At 63.2% G+C, this 17,532-nt stretch carries 18 protein-coding genes and 1 tRNA gene; 11 read left to right on the forward strand and 8 right to left on the reverse strand.

Annotation, left to right across the window (positions count from 1 at the left end; all coding sequences use genetic code 11):
* Window positions 1-25: 25 nt before the first annotated feature.
* From M0D65_RS03390 to hisC, 8 genes are all read left to right on the forward strand, one after another.
* Window positions 26-1,870, forward strand: coding sequence for a tetratricopeptide repeat protein (locus tag M0D65_RS03390; protein ID WP_266251082.1), 1,845 nt, complete (start codon window positions 26-28; stop codon window positions 1,868-1,870).
* Complete coding sequence (gene lolB, locus M0D65_RS03395) at window positions 1,870-2,493, forward strand: lipoprotein insertase outer membrane protein LolB (RefSeq protein WP_266251084.1); 624 nt, start codon at window positions 1,870-1,872, stop codon at window positions 2,491-2,493. The genes M0D65_RS03390 and lolB overlap by 1 nt, the downstream gene beginning before the upstream one ends.
* A 22-nt stretch (window positions 2,494-2,515) precedes the next feature.
* Complete coding sequence (gene ispE / locus M0D65_RS03400; protein WP_266251086.1) at window positions 2,516-3,397, forward strand: 4-(cytidine 5'-diphospho)-2-C-methyl-D-erythritol kinase; 882 nt, start codon at window positions 2,516-2,518, stop codon at window positions 3,395-3,397.
* A 53-nt stretch (window positions 3,398-3,450) separates the two neighbouring features.
* Window positions 3,451-3,527, forward strand: a tRNA-Gln gene (locus tag M0D65_RS03405).
* Between the two features lie 44 nt (window positions 3,528-3,571).
* Window positions 3,572-4,528: a ribose-phosphate pyrophosphokinase gene (locus tag M0D65_RS03410; RefSeq protein ID WP_091009663.1), complete on the forward strand. Its 957-nt coding sequence runs from the start codon at window positions 3,572-3,574 to the stop codon at window positions 4,526-4,528.
* A 153-nt stretch (window positions 4,529-4,681) separates the two neighbouring features.
* Window positions 4,682-5,314 carry a 50S ribosomal protein L25/general stress protein Ctc gene (locus M0D65_RS03415; RefSeq protein WP_091009660.1) on the forward strand — a complete coding sequence of 211 codons (633 nt, stop codon included), beginning with the start codon at window positions 4,682-4,684 and terminating at the stop codon, window positions 5,312-5,314.
* A gap of 114 nt (window positions 5,315-5,428) precedes the next feature.
* Window positions 5,429-6,031 carry an aminoacyl-tRNA hydrolase gene (gene pth, locus M0D65_RS03420; RefSeq protein ID WP_091009657.1) on the forward strand — a complete coding sequence of 201 codons (603 nt, stop codon included), beginning with the start codon at window positions 5,429-5,431 and terminating at the stop codon, window positions 6,029-6,031.
* A gap of 48 nt (window positions 6,032-6,079) precedes the next feature.
* Window positions 6,080-7,150 carry a histidinol-phosphate transaminase gene (gene hisC / locus M0D65_RS03425; RefSeq protein ID WP_266251089.1) on the forward strand — a complete coding sequence of 357 codons (1,071 nt, stop codon included), beginning with the start codon at window positions 6,080-6,082 and terminating at the stop codon, window positions 7,148-7,150.
* Window positions 7,151-7,258: 108 nt separating this feature from the next.
* Here hisC and M0D65_RS03430 read toward each other — a convergent pair whose 3' ends face one another.
* The 3 genes from M0D65_RS03430 to rsmD all read right to left on the reverse strand — a co-directional run bounded on the left by M0D65_RS03430 (window position 7,259) and on the right by rsmD (window position 8,834).
* A complete protein-coding gene (locus M0D65_RS03430) occupies window positions 7,259-7,516 on the reverse strand; it encodes a YfhL family 4Fe-4S dicluster ferredoxin (protein ID WP_091009651.1) in 258 nt (85 codons plus the stop codon).
* A gap of 88 nt (window positions 7,517-7,604) precedes the next feature.
* Window positions 7,605-8,105, reverse strand: a complete 501-nt coding sequence (coaD, locus tag M0D65_RS03435; RefSeq protein ID WP_266251091.1) for a pantetheine-phosphate adenylyltransferase — start codon at window positions 8,103-8,105, stop codon at window positions 7,605-7,607.
* 114 nt (window positions 8,106-8,219) lie between these two features.
* Window positions 8,220-8,834, reverse strand: a complete 615-nt coding sequence (gene rsmD / locus M0D65_RS03440) for a 16S rRNA (guanine(966)-N(2))-methyltransferase RsmD (RefSeq protein WP_266251093.1) — start codon at window positions 8,832-8,834, stop codon at window positions 8,220-8,222.
* Window positions 8,835-9,106: 272 nt separating this feature from the next.
* On the opposite strand from rsmD, the gene ftsY reads away from it, so the two are divergent.
* Complete coding sequence (gene ftsY / locus M0D65_RS03445; protein WP_266251095.1) at window positions 9,107-10,309, forward strand: signal recognition particle-docking protein FtsY; 1,203 nt, start codon at window positions 9,107-9,109, stop codon at window positions 10,307-10,309.
* Between the two features lie 121 nt (window positions 10,310-10,430).
* Here the strand turns inward: ftsY and maiA are convergent, their stop codons facing one another.
* Both maiA and M0D65_RS03455 read right to left on the reverse strand, forming a co-directional pair.
* Complete coding sequence (maiA, locus tag M0D65_RS03450; RefSeq protein WP_266251097.1) at window positions 10,431-11,075, reverse strand: maleylacetoacetate isomerase; 645 nt, start codon at window positions 11,073-11,075, stop codon at window positions 10,431-10,433.
* Window positions 11,076-11,100: 25 nt separating this feature from the next.
* A complete protein-coding gene (locus tag M0D65_RS03455) occupies window positions 11,101-11,799 on the reverse strand; it encodes a fumarylacetoacetate hydrolase family protein (RefSeq protein ID WP_266251099.1) in 699 nt (232 codons plus the stop codon).
* A 194-nt stretch (window positions 11,800-11,993) separates the two neighbouring features.
* Here M0D65_RS03455 and ybiB point away from each other — a divergent pair, with 194 nt between their 5' ends.
* Window positions 11,994-12,983, forward strand: a complete 990-nt coding sequence (ybiB, locus tag M0D65_RS03460; protein WP_266251101.1) for a DNA-binding protein YbiB — start codon at window positions 11,994-11,996, stop codon at window positions 12,981-12,983.
* Window positions 12,984-13,021: 38 nt separating this feature from the next.
* Here the strand turns inward: ybiB and M0D65_RS03465 are convergent, their stop codons facing one another.
* Window positions 13,022-13,402, reverse strand: a complete 381-nt coding sequence (locus M0D65_RS03465) for a nuclear transport factor 2 family protein (RefSeq protein ID WP_096721291.1) — start codon at window positions 13,400-13,402, stop codon at window positions 13,022-13,024.
* A 47-nt stretch (window positions 13,403-13,449) separates the two neighbouring features.
* The gene (locus tag M0D65_RS03470) at window positions 13,450-14,025 is read right to left on the reverse strand and encodes an acyloxyacyl hydrolase (RefSeq protein ID WP_266251105.1); all 576 of its coding nucleotides are present in this window, start codon (window positions 14,023-14,025) and stop codon (window positions 13,450-13,452) included.
* Between the two features lie 376 nt (window positions 14,026-14,401).
* Here M0D65_RS03470 and rpoH point away from each other — a divergent pair, with 376 nt between their 5' ends.
* Window positions 14,402-15,337, forward strand: a complete 936-nt coding sequence (gene rpoH, locus M0D65_RS03475; protein ID WP_091009586.1) for an RNA polymerase sigma factor RpoH — start codon at window positions 14,402-14,404, stop codon at window positions 15,335-15,337.
* Window positions 15,338-15,705: 368 nt separating this feature from the next.
* Here the strand turns inward: rpoH and nagE are convergent, their stop codons facing one another.
* A complete protein-coding gene (nagE, locus tag M0D65_RS03480) occupies window positions 15,706-17,505 on the reverse strand; it encodes an N-acetylglucosamine-specific PTS transporter subunit IIBC (protein WP_266251107.1) in 1,800 nt (599 codons plus the stop codon).
* Window positions 17,506-17,532 lie beyond the last annotated feature (27 nt).

Below are 17,532 nucleotides of genomic sequence, written 5' to 3' on the forward strand. Positions count from 1 at the left end.
CGTCCGAAACATTGAACGGATTTCCATGAACCTGTCCTTCGTGAAGCTGCTTTCGATGAAGCGCGCCGCGCGCGCTTCGCATCTGCCGCACGCCGTCTCCCCGCGCCGGCTTCTCGGCGCCGCCGTACTCGCTGCCTGGACGCTTGTCGCGCTGCCCGCGCACGCGCAGGATCCGTCGCCGGATTCCGACGACTCATCGGTGACGCTGCCCGACGCGCTCGGTCCGCAAACGTCCGACGAAGCGAAGGATCTGCCGAGCATCGCGCTGAATAGCCAGATCGTCTTCCAGGTGCTCGCAGCCGAAGTCGCGTTACAGCGGAACCAGCCGGCGCCGGCCTATCAGACCTATCTCGCGCTGGCGCGCGACACGCACGACCCGCGCATGGCGCAACGCGCGACCGAAATTGCGCTGGCCGCCCAGAGCCCGTCCGATGCGCTTACCGCCGCGCAGTTGTGGCAACAATACGCGCCCAGCTCGGAACGTGCGGCCCAGCTCGACGCATCGCTGCTCGTGCTGTCCGGCAAGCCCGACGACGCCGAGCCACTACTGGCCCGCGAACTCGCGAAGATTCCGGCCGACAATCGCGGCAACGGCATCCTCGCGTTGCAACTGCTGCTGTCGCGCGGACCGAATCGTGTCGGCGGTCTGCATGTGCTGCAGGATCTGCTCAAAAACGATCTGAACCGGCCCGAAGCGCAGCTGGCTATCGCTCGCCAGCAACTCGTCGCGGACGACGCACCGGGCGCGCGCAAATCGCTCGAACAGGCCCTCGCGCTCAAGCCCGACTATCTGCCGGCCGCACTGACGCTGACGCAGATGGGTCCGGACGAGCGCAAGGAAGGCACCGCGTCGATCGAAAAGTACGTCCAGCAGAATCCGAAGTCGCATGATGCGCGCCTCGCGCTCGCCCAGGTCTACCTGGCAAGCAATCGTCTCGACGACGCGCAAAAGCAGTTCGAGATCATGCACAAGGACAATCCGAACGACCTCACGCCGTTGATGGCGCTCGGCCTCATCAAGATCCAGCAGAAGCAACCCGCCGAAGCCCAGACGTATCTGACGCAGTATGCGCAGAAAGCCGAAGCGACGCCGGGCGCGGATGCGGGCCAGGCGTACATCTATCTCGCGCAACTCTCGCTCGAGCAGAAGAACGACGCGGCAGCGAGCGGCTGGCTCGACAAGATTTCGCCGGCCAGCCAGCAGTACTTCCCTGCGCAGGTCACGCGCGCGCAGCTGCTGGAAAAAGAAGGCAAACCGGACGATGCGCGCAAGCTGCTCGCCGGCGTCCAGGCGACGGACCCGCGCGACCAGGCGCTGCTCGCGCGTACCGATGCGGCGATCCTGTTCGATACGAAACGCTACCCGGAAGCCGAGACGCGACTCGCCCAGGCCACCGCCGATTTCCCGGACGATCCCGATCTGACCTACGACTACGCCATGGCCGCCGAAAAGAACGGCCACTACGAGGTGATGGAAGGCCAGTTGCGCAAGCTGATCCGCTCGCAGCCGGACAACCCGCAGGCGTATAACGCGCTCGGCTATTCGCTTGCCGATCGCAATCAGCGTCTGCCGGAAGCAGACAGGCTGGTGGAGAAAGCGTCGGCGCTCGCACCTGACGACGCGTTCATCATGGACAGCGTCGGCTGGGTGAAGTACCGCCTCGGCGACACCGCCACTGCAATCAAGCTGCTGCGCAAGGCTTACGATCTGCAGCCGAATGCGGAAATCGGCGCGCATCTCGGCGAGGTACTGTGGCAGACCGGCGCTCAGGATCAGGCGCGTGCCGCATGGCGCGAAGCCCTAAAGCTCGAGCCGGACAACGACACACTCGTGAATACACTCAAACGCCTTCAGGTGAACAATCTCTGATGCCGGCCTTTCTTCAACCGCCGCGCCGCGCTTCGTTCGGCCTCGCGCTCTGCGCGGCGGCCGTCGTTGCGCTGTCGGGCTGCGCGTCGGTGCAGCCGCGGGGACCGTCCACGTCGAACGCGGCCACCGCGCTCTCGACGCAGACCACCCGCGCCTATCACGGCCGCTTCGCCGTTCAGTACGACGACCAGAACGGCCAGCAGCGCAACGCGTACGGCAATTTCGACTGGCAGGAAACCGGCGACACCGTCACCGTGCAGTTGCGCAGTCCGCTCGGCCAGACGCTGGCGATCATCACTTCGTCGCCGGCTTCGGCGTCGCTCGAGCTGCCGAATCGCCAGCCGCTCACCGCCGATAACGTCTCCACACTGATGCAGAACGCGATCGGCTTCGCGCTGCCGGTCGAAGGGCTGCGCTACTGGCTGCAGCCGTCCGTCGCGCCAACGTCGCACGCCACCACTGTCCCGGACCCGGAACAGCCCACGCGGCTCAAGGAAATCGAGCAGGACGGCTGGACCATCGATTACGTGGCCTACGCGGACGCCCCGGCCACCGGGCTAAAACGCGTCAATCTCGCCCGCCAGGACCCGCCGCTCGCCATCAAGCTCGTGCTGGACCAGTAACCGCCCGTATTTCACCCCGCTCATGATCGAAACGACCGATTCGCTGCGCGACTGCCTCGCACCAGCGAAACTGAACCTGTTCCTGCATATCACCGGGCGGCGCCCGGACGGCTACCACGCGCTGCAGACCGTCTTCCAGTTGCTCGACTGGGGCGACACGCTGCACTTCACGCACCGCGCCGACGGCCAGATCGTGCGCCGCACCGCCGTCGCCGACGTCCCTGCCGAACACGACCTGACCGTACGCGCCGCCACGCTGCTAAAAGCCCATACGGGCACCGGCGCAGGCGTCGACATCGAGATCGACAAGCGCCTGCCGATGGGTGCCGGGCTCGGCGGCGGCAGCTCCGACGCGGCAACGACGCTGCTCGCCCTGAACCGTCTCTGGAAACTCGACCTGCCGCGCGCCGAACTGCAGACGCTCGCACTCAAGCTGGGCGCGGATGTCCCGTTCTTCGTCTTCGGTAAAAACGCGTTCGCCGAGGGTGTCGGCGAAGCCTTACAGGCGGTACAATTGCCGCCGCGTTATTTCCTCGTCGTGACCCCGCAAGTACACGTTCCGACAGCGGTGATTTTTTCCGAGAGAGCGTTGACAAGGGATTCAAAACCCCTCACAATTGCGGACTTCCTTGCACGAGACAGTTGCAAAACAGGTTGGCCCGACAGTTTCGGCCGAAATGACATGCAACCGGTTGTCGTGGGAAAATACGCGGAAGTTGCGCAGGTGCTCAGGTGGTTTGATAACATCGCACCCGCGCGGATGACCGGATCGGGCGCTAGTGTCTTTGCAGCGTTCCAGAATCAGCGCGAAGCAGAACTGGCACAAGCCAGACTGCCAGCCGGCTGGAACAGCGCAGTCACTACAAGCCTGGATACGCATCCACTCTTTGACTTCGCGTCATAAAGTTTTGCGTCGTCGGATAGTCCTACACATCCGGCGAAGCTCAAAGTTAGTGTAGGGGAGTCGCCAAGTTGGTTAAGGCACCGGATTTTGATTCCGGCATTCGAGGGTTCGAGTCCTTCCTCCCCTGCCAAAAATTCTCGCATTTCCTCGCCCCCAGCCTGACACAGGTGCACGATGAGCAGCCATGACGGCCTGATGGTTTTTACTGGCAACGCTAATCCCGAGCTTGCACAGGAAGTCGTCAAAATCCTCGGTATTCCACTCGGCAAGGCGATGGTCAGCCGGTTTTCGGATGGCGAAATCCAGGTCGAGATCCAGGAAAACGTCCGCGGCAAGGATGTCTTCGTGCTGCAGTCCACCTGCGCACCGGCAAACGACAACCTGATGGAACTGATGATCATGGTCGATGCGCTCAAGCGCGCATCCGCAGGCCGGATCACCGCAGCCATTCCGTACTTCGGCTATGCCCGCCAGGACCGCCGGCCGCGCTCGGCGCGTGTCGCGATCTCCGCGAAAGTCGTTGCGAACATGCTGGAAATCGCGGGTGTCGAGCGGATCATCACGATGGATCTGCACGCTGACCAGATTCAGGGTTTCTTCGACATCCCGGTCGACAACATCTACGCGACGCCTGTGCTGCTCGGCGATCTGCGCAAGCAGAACTACGAAGATCTGCTGGTCGTGTCGCCGGACGTCGGCGGTGTGGTGCGTGCCCGGGCACTGGCGAAGCAGCTTAACTGCGATCTCGCGATCATCGACAAGCGTCGGCCGAAGGCGAACATCGCCGAAGTGATGAACATCATCGGTGAAGTGGACGGCCGGACCTGCGTGATCATGGACGACATGGTCGATACAGCCGGCACGCTGTGCAAGGCTGCGCAGGTACTGAAAGAACGCGGGGCGAAGCAGGTGTTTGCGTACGCAACGCACCCGGTGCTGTCGGGTGGCGCAGGCGAGCGTATCGCCGCATCGGCGCTCGACGAACTGGTCGTCACCGACACGATCCCGCTCGGCGAAGAAGCACGTTCTTGCGCGAAGATCCGCTCGCTGACCAGCGCGGGTCTGCTGGCCGAGACGTTCTCGCGGATTCGCCGCGGCGACTCGGTGATGTCGCTGTTCGCAGAGAGTTAAAGCATTTGCAGGTGTGCAGCGGGTTCCCCGTTGCATGCCGGCACAATCGGCATGAACGGACGAAGGTTCATGCCGCTTAGTTTGGGGTCGCGAGCCGCAAGGCGAGTGGCCCCGTTTTACTGCCTGGTCGCGGGCAGCTAATGGAGAAACAACATGAAAGTAGTCGCTTTCGAGCGCAATCTGCATGGTACGGGTGCGAGCCGCCGCCTGCGTAACACGGGAAAGACCCCGGGTATCGTTTATGGCGCTGGTGCTGAACCGGAACTGATCGAGATCGATCACAACGCGCTGTGGCACGCGCTGAAGAAAGAAGTCTTCCACTCGTCGATTCTCGACCTGGAAGTGGCTGGCAAGGAACAACAGGTTCTGCTGCGCGATGTGCAGTACCACCCGTTCCGTCAGATCGTGCTGCACGTGGATTTCCAGCGCGTCGACGCGAAGAAGAAGCTGCACACCAAGGTGCCGCTGCACTTCATGAACCAGGAAACCAACCCGGCTGTGAAGCTGTCGGGCGCGGTCATTTCGCACGTGCTGAACGAAGTCGAAATCGAGTGTCTGCCGGGCGATCTGCCTGAATTCCTCGAAGTCGATCTGGCGACAATCGAAGCCGGTCATTCGCTGCACGCGAAGGACATCGCACTGCCGAAGGGTGTCGCGCTCGTTGCGCACATTGAAGCAGAAAACCCGGTGATCGCCGCGGCGACGATTCCGGCTGGCGCCGTCTCGGACGACGCAGCTACAGGTAGCGCAGCTGCAGCAGGCGAAGGCGAAACACCCGCCGCCTGATCCAGTACAAGCTAGCGATCCTCTCGATCCGTTTCCATGAAACGGACGACGTAACCCGCCGAGGTTCGCCCCGGCGGGTTTTTTTTCGCCTCTTTTTTTGCTCATGCTTTCATCATGATCAAGCTGATCGTCGGGCTCGGGAATCCGGGCGCGGAATACACCGCGACGCGACACAACGCCGGCTTCTGGCTGGTCGATCAACTCGCCCGCGAGGCCGGCACGACGCTGCGCGACGAGCGGCGTTTTCACGGCTTCTATGCAAAGGCCCGGCTGCATGGCGAAGAGGTGCATCTGCTGGAACCGCAGACGTACATGAACCGCTCGGGGCAATCGGTCGTGGCGCTTGCGCACTTCTTCAAGATCCTGCCTGACGAGATTCTCGTCGCCCACGACGAACTCGATCTGCCACCCGGTACCGTGAAGCTGAAGCTCGGTGGTGGTAGCGGCGGCCATAACGGGCTCAAGGACATCTCCTCACACCTGACGACGCAGCAGTACTGGCGTTTGCGTATCGGCATCGGCCATCCGCGCGATCTGATTCCCGAAAGCGCGCGCGCCGGCGCGAAGCCGGATGTTGCGAACTTCGTGCTGAAGCCGCCGCGCCGGGAAGAGCAGGATGTGATCGATGCATCGATCGAGCGCGGGCTCGCGGTGATGCCGCAGATAATCAAAGGCGAGTTAGAACGCGCGATGATGCAGTTGCATCGCAACGCTTAACCGCGTTCTGCCGTTTTGGATGTGTGAGTCTTTTTGCGGGAGGTTCGTTTGAGCCGTTACTGGAGTGACATCGTTCACCGCCTGACGCCTTATACGCCGGGCGAGCAGCCTGCGCTTGCGCATCCGGTCAAGCTGAACGCCAACGAAAACCCCTATCCGCCCTCGCCTCGTGTACTCGACGCGATCCGTGAAGAACTCGGCGCGACTGGCGATTCACTGCGGCGCTATCCGGATGCGACTGCACGCAGGCTACGTGAAGCGGTCGCCGCTCACCACGGCATTCGGCCTGAACAGGTGTTCGCTGGCAATGGTTCCGACGAAGTGCTGGCGCTCGTGTTTCAGGCGTTGCTAAAGCATGCTCACCCTATCCTGTTCCCCGACGTCACCTACAGCTTCTATCCGACCTACGCACGGCTCTATGAGGTCGAGTATCGTACGGTGCCGCTCGATGCCGACTTCACGCTGCGCCTCGACGGCTACGCGATACCCAACGGCGGCGTGCTGTTTCCAAATCCCAATGCCCCTACCGGACGACCGCTGTCGCTCGCGGAGATCGAGCGGTTCGTCGCGGCGAATACGGAATCGGTCGTGGTGATCGACGAAGCGTATGTCGACTTCGGCGCGGAATCGGCGGTGTCGCTGATCGACCTGTATCCGCAGTTGCTTGTCGTGCAGACGGTGTCGAAGGCGCGTTCACTGGCGGGCATGCGCATCGGCCTTGCGTTCGGCGATCCGCTGCTGCTCGATGCGCTGAATCGCGTGAAGGACAGTTTCAACTCCTACCCGCTTGATCGGCTCGCGCAGGCTGCGGCGACGGCCGCGTACGAAGACGGTGAATGGTTTCGCGACACGTGTGCGAAGGTGATCGCGAGTCGCACGCGTCTATCAGCTGGATTGAGCACGCTTGGCTTCGAGGTCGTGCCGTCCGCTGCGAACTTCGTGCTCGCACGGCATCGCGCGCACGACGCAGCGACGCTCGCCGCGCAACTCAAAGAAAGGGAAATTTTCGTGCGGCACTTCAAGTTGCCGCGTGTCGATCAGCATCTACGCATCTCGATCGGCACCGACGCTGAATGCGAAGCGCTGCTCGATGCACTGCGTGACGTGCTTGCCGTTTAACGGCTTGCTCACGCAATCGCGCGATTGAGCGGTTGAACGATTGCGCAACGATCCGATCGCAACAGCATAACGGCGGCCCAGCGCGACGCGGCACACCGGCCGAACCAGCTACGAAGCCTTCGCCGCCAGCAACGCGTGATACTTCGCCATCAACCCATCCGGCGTCTCGACATGCTGCGGATCGCGAGGAATACACTCGACCGGGCACACCTGCTGACATTGCGGCTCATCGAAATGGCCGACGCATTCGGTGCACTTGCCCGGGTCGATCACATAGATTTCCGCGCCCATCGAAATTGCGTCGTTCGGGCACTCGGGCTCGCAGACGTCGCAGTTGATGCACTCGTCGGTAATCATCAAGGCCATACTTCTCTCACTTCACGCCGGCACACAGCCGGCTTTCGTTCCGTCAAGCCGCCAGTTTACGCTGGTTACGACTATGCCGCCGGGCAGCTCAGCCGCCACGCTGCTTTTCGAGCGCGGCGACCTTTTCCTGCAGTCGCTTCTCGACGGACGGAAAAACGAACTTGCTGACATCGCCGCCCAGTTGCGCGATTTCGCGGACGATCGTTCCGGAGATGAACTGATACTGGTCGGACGGCGTCATGAACATCGTTTCGACGTCGGGCAGCAGATAGCGATTCATACCGGCCATCTGGAATTCGTACTCGAAGTCCGAGACCGCGCGCAGACCGCGCACGATCACCCGCGCATTGTTGTTGCGGACGAAGTCTTTCAGCAGTCCCTTGAAACTCATCACCTGCACGTTCGGATAGTGGCCGAGCACCTCGTGTGCGATGTCGAGACGTTCCTCCAGCGTGAAAAACGGCTTCTTGTTGCGGCTGTCCGCGACGCCCACCACCAGCGTGTCGAAAATGCTCGACGCGCGCCGCACGAGGTCTTCGTGACCACGCGTCAATGGATCGAAGGTACCCGGGTACACGGCGACTACCATGAGGCTTCTCCTGTCTTCAGACAAATGGGCACGCCAATGCGCGTCCGCTGAACGCGCCTGCCGCCGATCGCACCGGTAACGGTAAACCGTCCGGTGCTGGTTTTGGAACGCGCATTATTCCTCATTTTCGCGTTGCAGCAAATGATAGTGAACCGCACCCGCCTTGCCGTGGCGCACGACGCGCCAGCCACTGAGCGCTTCGGTTTGCGCGACGTCGAGCGACTCGCCTGCCTCGACGTAGAGCATTCCGCCTGCCGCAACGAGCGGCACAGCGAGCGCGAGCGCCCGGCCGAGCAGGCCGTCGCCAAACGGAGGATCGAGAAACACGACATCGAATGAGCCCGGCGCGAGGCTTGCCGCAAGACGCAACGCGTCGGCTTCGACGATTTCGATCGTCGTGGCAGAGAGGCGCGCCTGATTGGCGCGCAGTTGCGCAGCGGCGCGCGCGTGGCGCTCCACCATCAACACCCGCGTAGCGCCGCGCGACGCCGCTTCGAAGCCCAGCGCACCGCTGCCGGCGAACAGATCGAGACAGCGCTGGCCGTCGAGACGCTGACCAAGCCAGTTGAACAGGGTTTCGCGAACACGATCGGGCGTAGGCCGCAGCCCGTCGAGATCGAGCACGGGCAGCGGCGAACGCTTCCAGTCGCCGCCGATGATGCGGATCGCATGCGTCTTGCCGCGACCGGAAGAAGCGCTCTGCGCGTGAGAAGGGGAAGAACGGGACATGCAGATTCGGTGTGAATGGATGGAACGGTGCAGCGCGTACGCGCACCGGAGCGCCAACGTTACCACACGGCCTTCGTGGGCCGGGGCCGCGGCGTCGACGTACAGATATCGCACTGCCTCGGAGGCGGGCAACCCCACACGCGCCGCGCCGCAAGGTCGCTGCCACAACGCGGTAGGGCATGCCTGATAAAATGTGCGGTTTTCGCGCCTTGCCTTCCACGCCTTGCATCCCGTATCGCGTGCCGCTTCGCGCAGTTGGGCCACGCCAGAACATGTTCAGCTTTTTCAAACGATTCAAGGGCTCGAAAGCGCCTGATGCCGCGGTAGAAGAATCAGCGGAGGCGCGGGAGTCTGCGGTGCCCGAGGCGCCTGCAGCCGCACCGCCGTCGGACCCGGCGCCGCTACCGGCCGCTACGCCTGCACAGTCCGCCGCACAACCTGCACAGCCCGCGGCTTCCGCACCAGTCGCCGCCGCCGAAGCTCGCAAACCCGAACCTGAGTTCGAGCCAGAACCCGAAGAGACCGCCCTCGAAGCCGTCGAAATCGTCCCGCCCCCCGTGCCCGAGCCCGCCGCAAAGAAATCGTGGCTCACGCGCCTGAAAACCGGTCTGTCGAAAACGAGTTCGAGCCTGACCGGCATTTTCGTCGGCGCGCGCATCGACGAGGACCTGTACGAGGAACTCGAAGCCGCGCTGCTGATGTCGGACGCCGGGGTCGAAGCGACCGAATTCCTGCTCGAATCGCTGCGCGAAAAAGTACGCGCGGAAAGGCTCACGGATCCACAGCAAGTCAAAAGCGCGCTGCGCACGCTGCTCGTCGATCTGTTGAAGCCACTCGAAAAATCACTGATGCTCGGCCGCGCACAGCCGCTCGTGATGATGATCGCGGGCGTGAACGGCGCCGGCAAGACAACCAGCATCGGCAAGCTCGCCAAGCACCTGCAGCGCTTCGATCAATCGGTGCTGCTCGCCGCCGGCGACACCTTCCGCGCCGCCGCGCGCGAACAGCTCGCGATCTGGGGCGAGCGCAACAACGTGACGGTCGTCTCGCAGGAAAGCGGCGATCCGGCGGCGGTGATTTTCGATGCGGTCGGCGCGGCGCGCGCGCGCAAGATCGATGTGCTGATGGCCGACACGGCGGGCCGCCTGCCGACGCAGCTTCACCTGATGGAAGAACTGCGCAAGGTGAAGCGCGTGATCGGTAAGGCACTCGACGGCGCGCCGCACGAAGTGCTGCTCGTCATCGACGCGAATACCGGGCAGAACGCACTCGCCCAGGTGAAAGCCTTCGACGACGCGCTCGGCCTCACGGGCCTGATCGTCACGAAGCTGGACGGCACGGCGAAGGGCGGCATCCTTGCGGCGATCGCGCGGCAACGCCCGGTGCCGGTTTACTTCATCGGCGTCGGTGAGAAGGTCGAAGATCTGCAACCGTTCAGCGCGGAAGAATTCGCGGACGCGTTGCTCGACAACTGACCAGCTAGCTATCACGCTCGCTGCAACACGACAGCGACTGCATGCAAAAAGGGCAGCTCACGATTGAGCTGCCCTTTTCGCTTTTACATCGCTCACATCACTTAAACCGTACAGCCGTCGCTCACTCCGCGTCCGGCTGCGCACCGGGCGCCGCCCGCGCAAACGCCTCAAGGCTCGCCGCGTGATCGGCAATGCGGTGAATCGTCGGGAACGGGGCCGTGTCGATCTTGAAGCGCCGCGCGTTGAACACCTGCGGAACGAGACACGCGTCGGCCATCGTCGGCGTATCGCCGAAGCAGAACGTGCCCGTGCGCGTATCGCTTGCCAGATGCTCTTCCAGCGTCGCGAAACCCGCCTCGACCCAGTGCCGGTACCACGCGTCCTTCGCCGCTTCCTCCACCCCGAGCGTGTGCTTTAGATACCTCAACACGCGCAGGTTATCGATGGGATGAATTTCGCAGGCAATCTGCAATGCGATCGAACGGACATATGCGCGATCGCGCGGTGCAACCGGCAACAGCGGCGGCTGCGGATGCGTCTCCTCGAGATACTCGATGATCGCCAGCGACTGCGTCAGCACGTCGTCGCCGTCCACCAGCGTCGGCACGACGGCGTCGTGATTCAGCTTGCGGTATTCCGGCTTGAACTGCTCGCCGCCGTCGCGCAGCATGTGAATCGGCGCGTAGTCGTACGGCAGGTTCTTCAGACTCAGCGCGATCCGCACACGGTACGATGCGGAGCTGCGGAAATAGCTGTAAAGCTTCATGCTCCGTGTCTCCTCCGCGCGCGGCTCAGGCCACGCGCACGCTGAATTCGCCGATCCCGGCCACGCCACCCTTCATCAGGTCGCCGTTCTCGATGGGGCCGACGCCTTCGGGCGTGCCGGTGAAGATCAGATCGCCGGGCTGCAACTCGAACAGCGTGGACAGATAAGCAACCGTCTCGGCCACCGACCAGATCAGTTGCGACACGTCGGAACGCTGGCGGTCTTCGCCGTTGACGGTCAGCCAGATCTCGCCGCTACCGATGTGCCCGACCTCGGACACCGGATGAATCGGGCCCAGCGGCGCCGAATGATCGAAGCCCTTGCCCGTGTCCCACGGACGACCGAGCTTCTTCGCTTCACCTTGCAGGTCGCGGCGCGTCATGTCGAGCCCGAGCGCGTAGCCGTACACGTGATCGAGTGCGCTATCGACGGGAATGTCCTTGCCGGCCTTGCCGATCGCAGCGACCAGTTCCATTTCGAAGTGCACGTTCTTCGATTGCGACGGGTACGGAAATTCGCCGGTCGCACCGGGCGCGACATACACGACTGCGTCCGCGGGCTTGCAGAAGAAGAACGGCGGCTCGCGGTCGGGATCGTGTCCCATTTCACGCGCATGAGCCTCGTAATTGCGGCCCACACAGTAGATGCGGCGCACCGCGAACTGATCGCCGGTCCCGGCAACCGGCACCGCGACAACCGGCGCCGGGGCAAACACGTAACTCATCCCATTCTCCGTTCTGGACAGGGCGCCGCCCGCGCGGCGCCGGAAGTAGCGAGTGTAACGCGCGGGCTGGGACGGTGTCGGCGGGGCGGGCAGCGAAGCGGCGGGTGTGACACCACCGCTGGCCCGACGCACGATGGCCCTACAATGCAGGTTCGCTCCCCTTGCCCACTGCGCTACGCCGCTGCACGCCACCCATGACCGATTCCTCCGCTCCCGCCGCCTCGTCCGCGTTTCCGTGCGCCCGCTTCATCAAGGAGATCGGTCGCGGACCGAACGGCGCACGCGCGCTAACGCCCGAGGACACCCATGCGCTCTACAGCGCGATGCTCGACGGCCGCGTGGGCGATCTGGAGCTGGGCGCGGTGCTGCTCGCCTATCGCGTGAAAGGCGAAACCGCCGACGAACTCGCCGCGATGCTGGCCGCGGCGCACGCATCGTTCGAGCCGGTCCGGGTCGTACACGGCACACACGGAAACTATCGACCGGTGTCGATTCCCAGCTACAACGGTGCGCGCAAGCAGCCGAACCTCGTGCCGCTGCTCGCGCTGCTGCTCGCCCGCGAAGGCGTGCCGGTCCTCGTGCACGGGGTCGTCGAAGATCCGGGTCGCGTCACGAGCGCCGAGATTTTCGCGCAACTGGGTATCGCGGCGGCACAGTCGCACGGCGACATCGAAAGCGGGCTCGCCACACGGCGCGTCGCGTTTGCGCCGACTGCCGTACTCGCACCAAAGCTCGCGCGGCTCCTCGCGTTGCGCGCGCGCATGGGTGTGCGCAATTCGACGCACACGCTCGTAAAAATTCTCCAGCCGTTTGCGCCCGCCGGCCTGCGGCTCGTCAACTACACGCACCCGCCCTATCGCGAAAGTCTCACGCAGTTGTTCAGCACGCATCTGGATGCCGCCGCGGGCGGCGCGCTGCTCGCGCGCGGCACGGAAGGCGAAGCGGTTGCGGATACGCGTCGTCAGGTGCAGGTGGACTGGCTGCACGACGGGGTCTGCGAGACGCTGCTAGTGGCCGAGCGTTCGTCGCCGGATGCGCCTGCTGTGGCGCTCCCCGAAGCACGCGACGCCGCGACGACCGCTGCGTGGATCGATGCGGTACTGCGCGGCGACGCGCCGGTGCCCGATGCGATTGCGCGGCAGGTGGGCGTGATCGTCGAGATTGCGGGTAAGAGAACGGAGTAGGCGCCAGCAGCGCGAGGGGTGCAAGGTTCAGCCAGGCATCATTCGATCGCACACCGCGTTGCCTGCCAGGCAACGAGCCGCCACTGCCCGCCTTCCTGCGTATGGATCGCGGTGTACGCGATCGGAAACAGCAGCGCGCCGTTGTTCGCTTCCATTTCGATCAGCGCGCGGCCGGTCACGACGCAGGTGTCGCCCACCGGTAGAACCTCCTGCGACTGGATCTCGATCTGCCGGTAGCGTCGGCGGCCCGCGGTGATCGCGTCGATGAACTGCCGCTTGGTCTCGCGCTTGCCGTTCGTGTGCACATAGCTCACGCCGTCCGAAAGCAGCGAGTCGAGCAAAGGCCCGTCGCCGTCGACCATCGCCCGAAAGCGGTCGCGTTCAAGTTCGCGAATCGCCTCGATCATTTTTGCCGCCATTGCTCAGCCCCTTTACACCGACTTGAGCCTGCACGCGGCCGCGGTCGTCAGAAGTTATATTGCAAATATAGCTGGCTGAAATTTATACCAGGATTGGGCTCTTTGATACCGCCGTTCGATACGTGCTGAAACCGGTAGCCCGCCTGATACTGCTGATGATTGCCGAACTGCGCGCCCACACCGACCATATCGGCGAACTGGAACGCCGATCCGAGGTTGTAGCGACGGGAGATCGTGGGGCTCGTCAGCAGCCGGATGCCCGAGCCCGCTTCGAAGAATGGGCGGATGGTCCCCGAACCCTTGATGAAGCGAAATACCGGCGTGAAGCCGAATTCGCCGATGTTCTCGTGGACGTTGCCTTCATCGGTGTGCCACCACGCCGCGTGCGCCTCCGCCACCACCGTGAAATGCCAGTCGCCGATATACCACCAGGTCAGGCCGGGATCCCACACCCCGCCCAGATCGAGCTTATGGACATGATGGTCGGCGGTGCCGCCGGCGATCTGAATGCCAAACTGATTGCCCGATTGATCGGCGCACGCCGCACCGGATGCCGCCAGTAGACCGCCAAGCAAGGTAATTTTGAGTGCCAGTGCGCGCGCCGCATCGTTCTTCTTCTTCATCGAACACCTCTAAATGCCCGGTCGAACTCGAAATCGTCGAGTGGAAGGAAGCCGTTATCCTGAAGCAGGTCATAAGTAAGAGATCATCTGAGGAATGCCAAATCTGGCAAATAGCTACCTCAAATTCCGAAAAAATCGCTCTTTCTACAAGGCTGGCCGTGCTCCGCGGGTAGATCCTACGCCCATCGCGCGAATGCTGCAGTGAGGGTACAAGAGGGGTATAATGCTATTAGAATATGAATTCCAATAGGCGGAATGGAACCTTGAAGACCCCACACACTCTAAGTGTTAGCACTCCGTTATTGAGAGTGCTAACATCCCGCGTGGAGTCGTATTCGGACTACGCTTTTTTGCTGATTTCAAAGGAGTTTCCTACGTGAGCAACGCAATGACCCTTCCGAGTACTCTGAGCCCGTCGTCGGCTAAGGCCGCTCCGGCAGGTGCACTGGCGCTCGCGCAATCTTCGCTGCTGCCCGGCCAGCTGGGCAACATCGACGCCTACATCCAGGCCGTGAACCGGATCCCGATGCTGACGCCAGCAGAAGAACGCCAGTTCGCCACGGAGTTCCGGGAACAAAACAATCTGGATTCCGCCCGTCGTATGGTGCTGTCGCACTTGCGGCTCGTCGTGTCGATCGCGCGCAATTATCTTGGCTACGGCTTGCCGCATGCCGACCTGATCCAGGAAGGCAACATCGGCCTGATGAAGGCCGTGAAGCGCTTCGATCCGACGCAGAACGTACGGCTGGTGTCGTACGCCATGCACTGGATCAAGGCCGAGATTCACGAGTACATCCTGCGCAACTGGCGCACGGTGAAGGTCGCCACCACGAAGGCGCAGCGCAAGCTGTTCTTCAACCTGCGCAGCCACAAGCAGGGGTTGCAGGCGTTCACGCCGGAAGAGATCGAAGGTCTCGCGAAAGAACTGAACGTGAAGCGCGAAGAAGTCGCCGAGATGGAAACGCGCCTGTCGGGTGGTGACATCGCACTGGAAGGCCAGATCGAAGACGGTGAAGAGTCGTACGCGCCGATCGCCTACCTCGCCGATTCGCACAACGAGCCGACCGCCGTGCTGGCCGCGCGTCAGCGCGACAAGCTGCAGAGCGACGGCATCGCCGCCGCGCTCGATTCGCTCGACGCCCGTAGCCGCCGCATCATCGAAGCACGGTGGCTGCACGTCGAGGACGACGGCTCGGGTGGCTCGACGCTGCACGATCTTGCCGCCGAATTCGGTGTTTCCGCCGAGCGCATTCGCCAGATCGAAGCCAGTGCGATGAAGAAGATGCGTGGTGCGCTGAACGAATATGCGTAACGACGCATAACGCATGAAAATGGCCTGGCGCCGCAAGGTGCCGAGTCGGAGCCCTGCCCTCGAAAGACGGCAGGGCTTTTTTCTGCGCACGTCAATTGCACTGGGCGAATACGCGTCGCTACGCATAACGTATGGCCACGGTCTGGCGCCGCAGGGTGCTGAACCGAAGCCTCGCCCTCGAAAGGCGGCGCGGCTCTTTTTGCGTACGTCAATTGAACTGGGCTGCCGACGCAGCAGACTTCACCAGTACCCGTATTGCACAACCGCAGCCGATAAAAAAACGCTGCCTCGCAAAGGGCAGCGCTTTTTCGTATCGCCGCGGTTCACGCATCGCGCGCAAACCGCTTGAGCCTCTAATCACTATCGCGTCATGCAGGCAACGGTGCCGCACCGCCTGCGCCACCGGTAGCAGGCAGCCGCGCCGTCAGTTGCTGCGCGTAGCGCTGCGCCGCATCGCCGACGACGATGTGGAACGTATCCGCCGACACCCACGCCACATCGAGCGCCGCAAGCCGCTGCCGATCCACCGACGACGGATCGCGCACCACGATCCGCAGCCGCGTAGCCGCCACCGCATCGAGCGACACGATATTTGTCGCGCCGCCGAACACCGCCAGCCAGCGTGTCGGGTCCGGGTCGAGCGGACCGCTACCGGTCGCCGCCGGCACCACCGGAACAGCAGGAGCACGCGTTGCAGCCGCTGTCGCCGCTGCGCTCGCCGGTTGCGCACCGAGATCCGCCGCACCACCACCTTGAGCAAGCGTCGCACGAATCTCATCGGCAATGATGTCCGCTTCCGGCCCGATGATCACCTGCACGCTGTTACCGCCGCGCTTCAGCACGCCGCGCGCACCAATCGTCTTCAGCTCGGGCTCCGACACCTGCGCCGGATCGACCACCGACAGACGCAGCCGCGTCGTACACGCATCGACGAGCGTCAGATTAGCCGCCCCACCGAGCGCCGCGATGTAGCGCGCCGCACGCGGTACGCTCGCACCCGCGGTCGGCGCAACATAACCACCGGTCGTGAACGAATCGACCTGTGCTTCGGCCGATGCCGGCTCACGCCCCGGCGTCGCCATGTTGAACTTGCGGATAAAGAAGCGGAACAGGCCGTAGTACACGAACGCATACACGATGCCGATCGGAATCGCGAGCCAGCCCTTCGTCGACAGGCCGTAGTTCAGCACGTAGTCGATCGCACCCGCCGAGAACGTGAAGCCGAGCTTGATGCCAAGCGCCGAACAGATCGCCATCGACAGCCCGGTCAGCACCGCGTGGATCACGTACAGCACCGGTGCGAGGAACATGAAGCTGAACTCGATCGGCTCGGTCACGCCGGTCAGCAGCGACGTCAGCGCCATCGAGAACAGCAGGCCGCCGACCACCGCACGACGCTCTTTCGGCGCTTCGTGGAACATCGCGAGACACGCGGCCGGCAGACCGAACATCATGACCGGGAAGAAGCCCGTCATGAAGCCGCCCGCAGTCGGGTCGCCAGCAAAGAAGCGGTGCAGATCGCCCGTCACCGCGACGCCGCCCGGCGGCGTGAACGTGCCGAACACGAACCACGCCAGCGAATTGATGATGTGATGCAGGCCAGTGACGAGCAGCAGCCGGTTCAGCAGACCGAACACGAATGCGCCGAGCGCCCCGGCAGTCGTGAGCCAGTGACCAGCGCTGTCGATCGCGCCTTGAATCGGCGACCACACATAGCCGAAGACAATGCCGAGTGCGAGACACGCCACCCCCGTCACAATCGGCACGAAGCGTTTCCCTCCGAAGAACGCGAGGTAGTCCGGCAGCTTGATGTCCTTGTAGCGGTTGTACAGCATCCCCGCCACGATGCCCGCGATGATCCCCGACAGCACACCCATGTTCAGCTTGTCGTTGATGTCCTTCATCACCGCGATTTCGACCAGATAGCCGATCGCACCGGCGAGCGCCGCAACACCGTTGTTGTCCTTCGCGAAGCCGACGGCCACACCGATCGCAAACAGCAGCGGCAGGTTGTCGAAGATCGCGCCGCCCGCGTCGGCGATCATCTTGATGTTGAACACATCGGGCTGGCCGAGGCGCAGCAGCAGGCCGGCCACCGGCAGCACTGCAATCGGCAGCATGAGCGCGCGGCCCAGCCGCTGTACCTTCAGAAACGGATTTCCATCCATTGGTCTCTCCAATCCTCTTCTCGTTGT

Origin of the sequence: Paraburkholderia sp. CHISQ3, from assembly GCF_030464945.1 — a bacterium.
Taxonomy (GTDB): domain Bacteria; phylum Pseudomonadota; class Gammaproteobacteria; order Burkholderiales; family Burkholderiaceae; genus Paraburkholderia; species Paraburkholderia megapolitana.

Excerpts from the sequence above, each read along its gene's own strand:
- rsmD (WP_266251093.1), bottom strand. The coding sequence starts at position 8,834 with ATGTCCCGTTCTTCCCCTTCTCACGCGCAGAGCGCTTCTTCCGGTCGC.
- M0D65_RS03410 (WP_091009663.1), top strand. The coding sequence starts at position 3,572 with ATGAGCAGCCATGACGGCCTGATGGTTTTTACTGGCAACGCTAATCCC.
- nagE (WP_266251107.1), bottom strand. The coding sequence starts at position 17,505 with ATGGATGGAAATCCGTTTCTGAAGGTACAGCGGCTGGGCCGCGCGCTC.
- M0D65_RS03465 (WP_096721291.1), bottom strand. The coding sequence starts at position 13,402 with ATGGCGGCAAAAATGATCGAGGCGATTCGCGAACTTGAACGCGACCGC.
- M0D65_RS03470 (WP_266251105.1), bottom strand. The coding sequence starts at position 14,025 with ATGAAGAAGAAGAACGATGCGGCGCGCGCACTGGCACTCAAAATTACC.
- ispE (WP_266251086.1), top strand. The coding sequence starts at position 2,516 with ATGATCGAAACGACCGATTCGCTGCGCGACTGCCTCGCACCAGCGAAA.
- coaD (WP_266251091.1), bottom strand. The coding sequence starts at position 8,105 with ATGGTAGTCGCCGTGTACCCGGGTACCTTCGATCCATTGACGCGTGGT.
- ybiB (WP_266251101.1), top strand. The coding sequence starts at position 11,994 with ATGACCGATTCCTCCGCTCCCGCCGCCTCGTCCGCGTTTCCGTGCGCC.
- pth (WP_091009657.1), top strand. The coding sequence starts at position 5,429 with ATGATCAAGCTGATCGTCGGGCTCGGGAATCCGGGCGCGGAATACACC.
- M0D65_RS03390 (WP_266251082.1), top strand. The coding sequence starts at position 26 with ATGAACCTGTCCTTCGTGAAGCTGCTTTCGATGAAGCGCGCCGCGCGC.
- maiA (WP_266251097.1), bottom strand. The coding sequence starts at position 11,075 with ATGAAGCTTTACAGCTATTTCCGCAGCTCCGCATCGTACCGTGTGCGG.
- M0D65_RS03455 (WP_266251099.1), bottom strand. The coding sequence starts at position 11,799 with ATGAGTTACGTGTTTGCCCCGGCGCCGGTTGTCGCGGTGCCGGTTGCC.
- lolB (WP_266251084.1), top strand. The coding sequence starts at position 1,870 with ATGCCGGCCTTTCTTCAACCGCCGCGCCGCGCTTCGTTCGGCCTCGCG.
- M0D65_RS03415 (WP_091009660.1), top strand. The coding sequence starts at position 4,682 with ATGAAAGTAGTCGCTTTCGAGCGCAATCTGCATGGTACGGGTGCGAGC.
- ftsY (WP_266251095.1), top strand. The coding sequence starts at position 9,107 with ATGTTCAGCTTTTTCAAACGATTCAAGGGCTCGAAAGCGCCTGATGCC.
- M0D65_RS03430 (WP_091009651.1), bottom strand. The coding sequence starts at position 7,516 with ATGGCCTTGATGATTACCGACGAGTGCATCAACTGCGACGTCTGCGAG.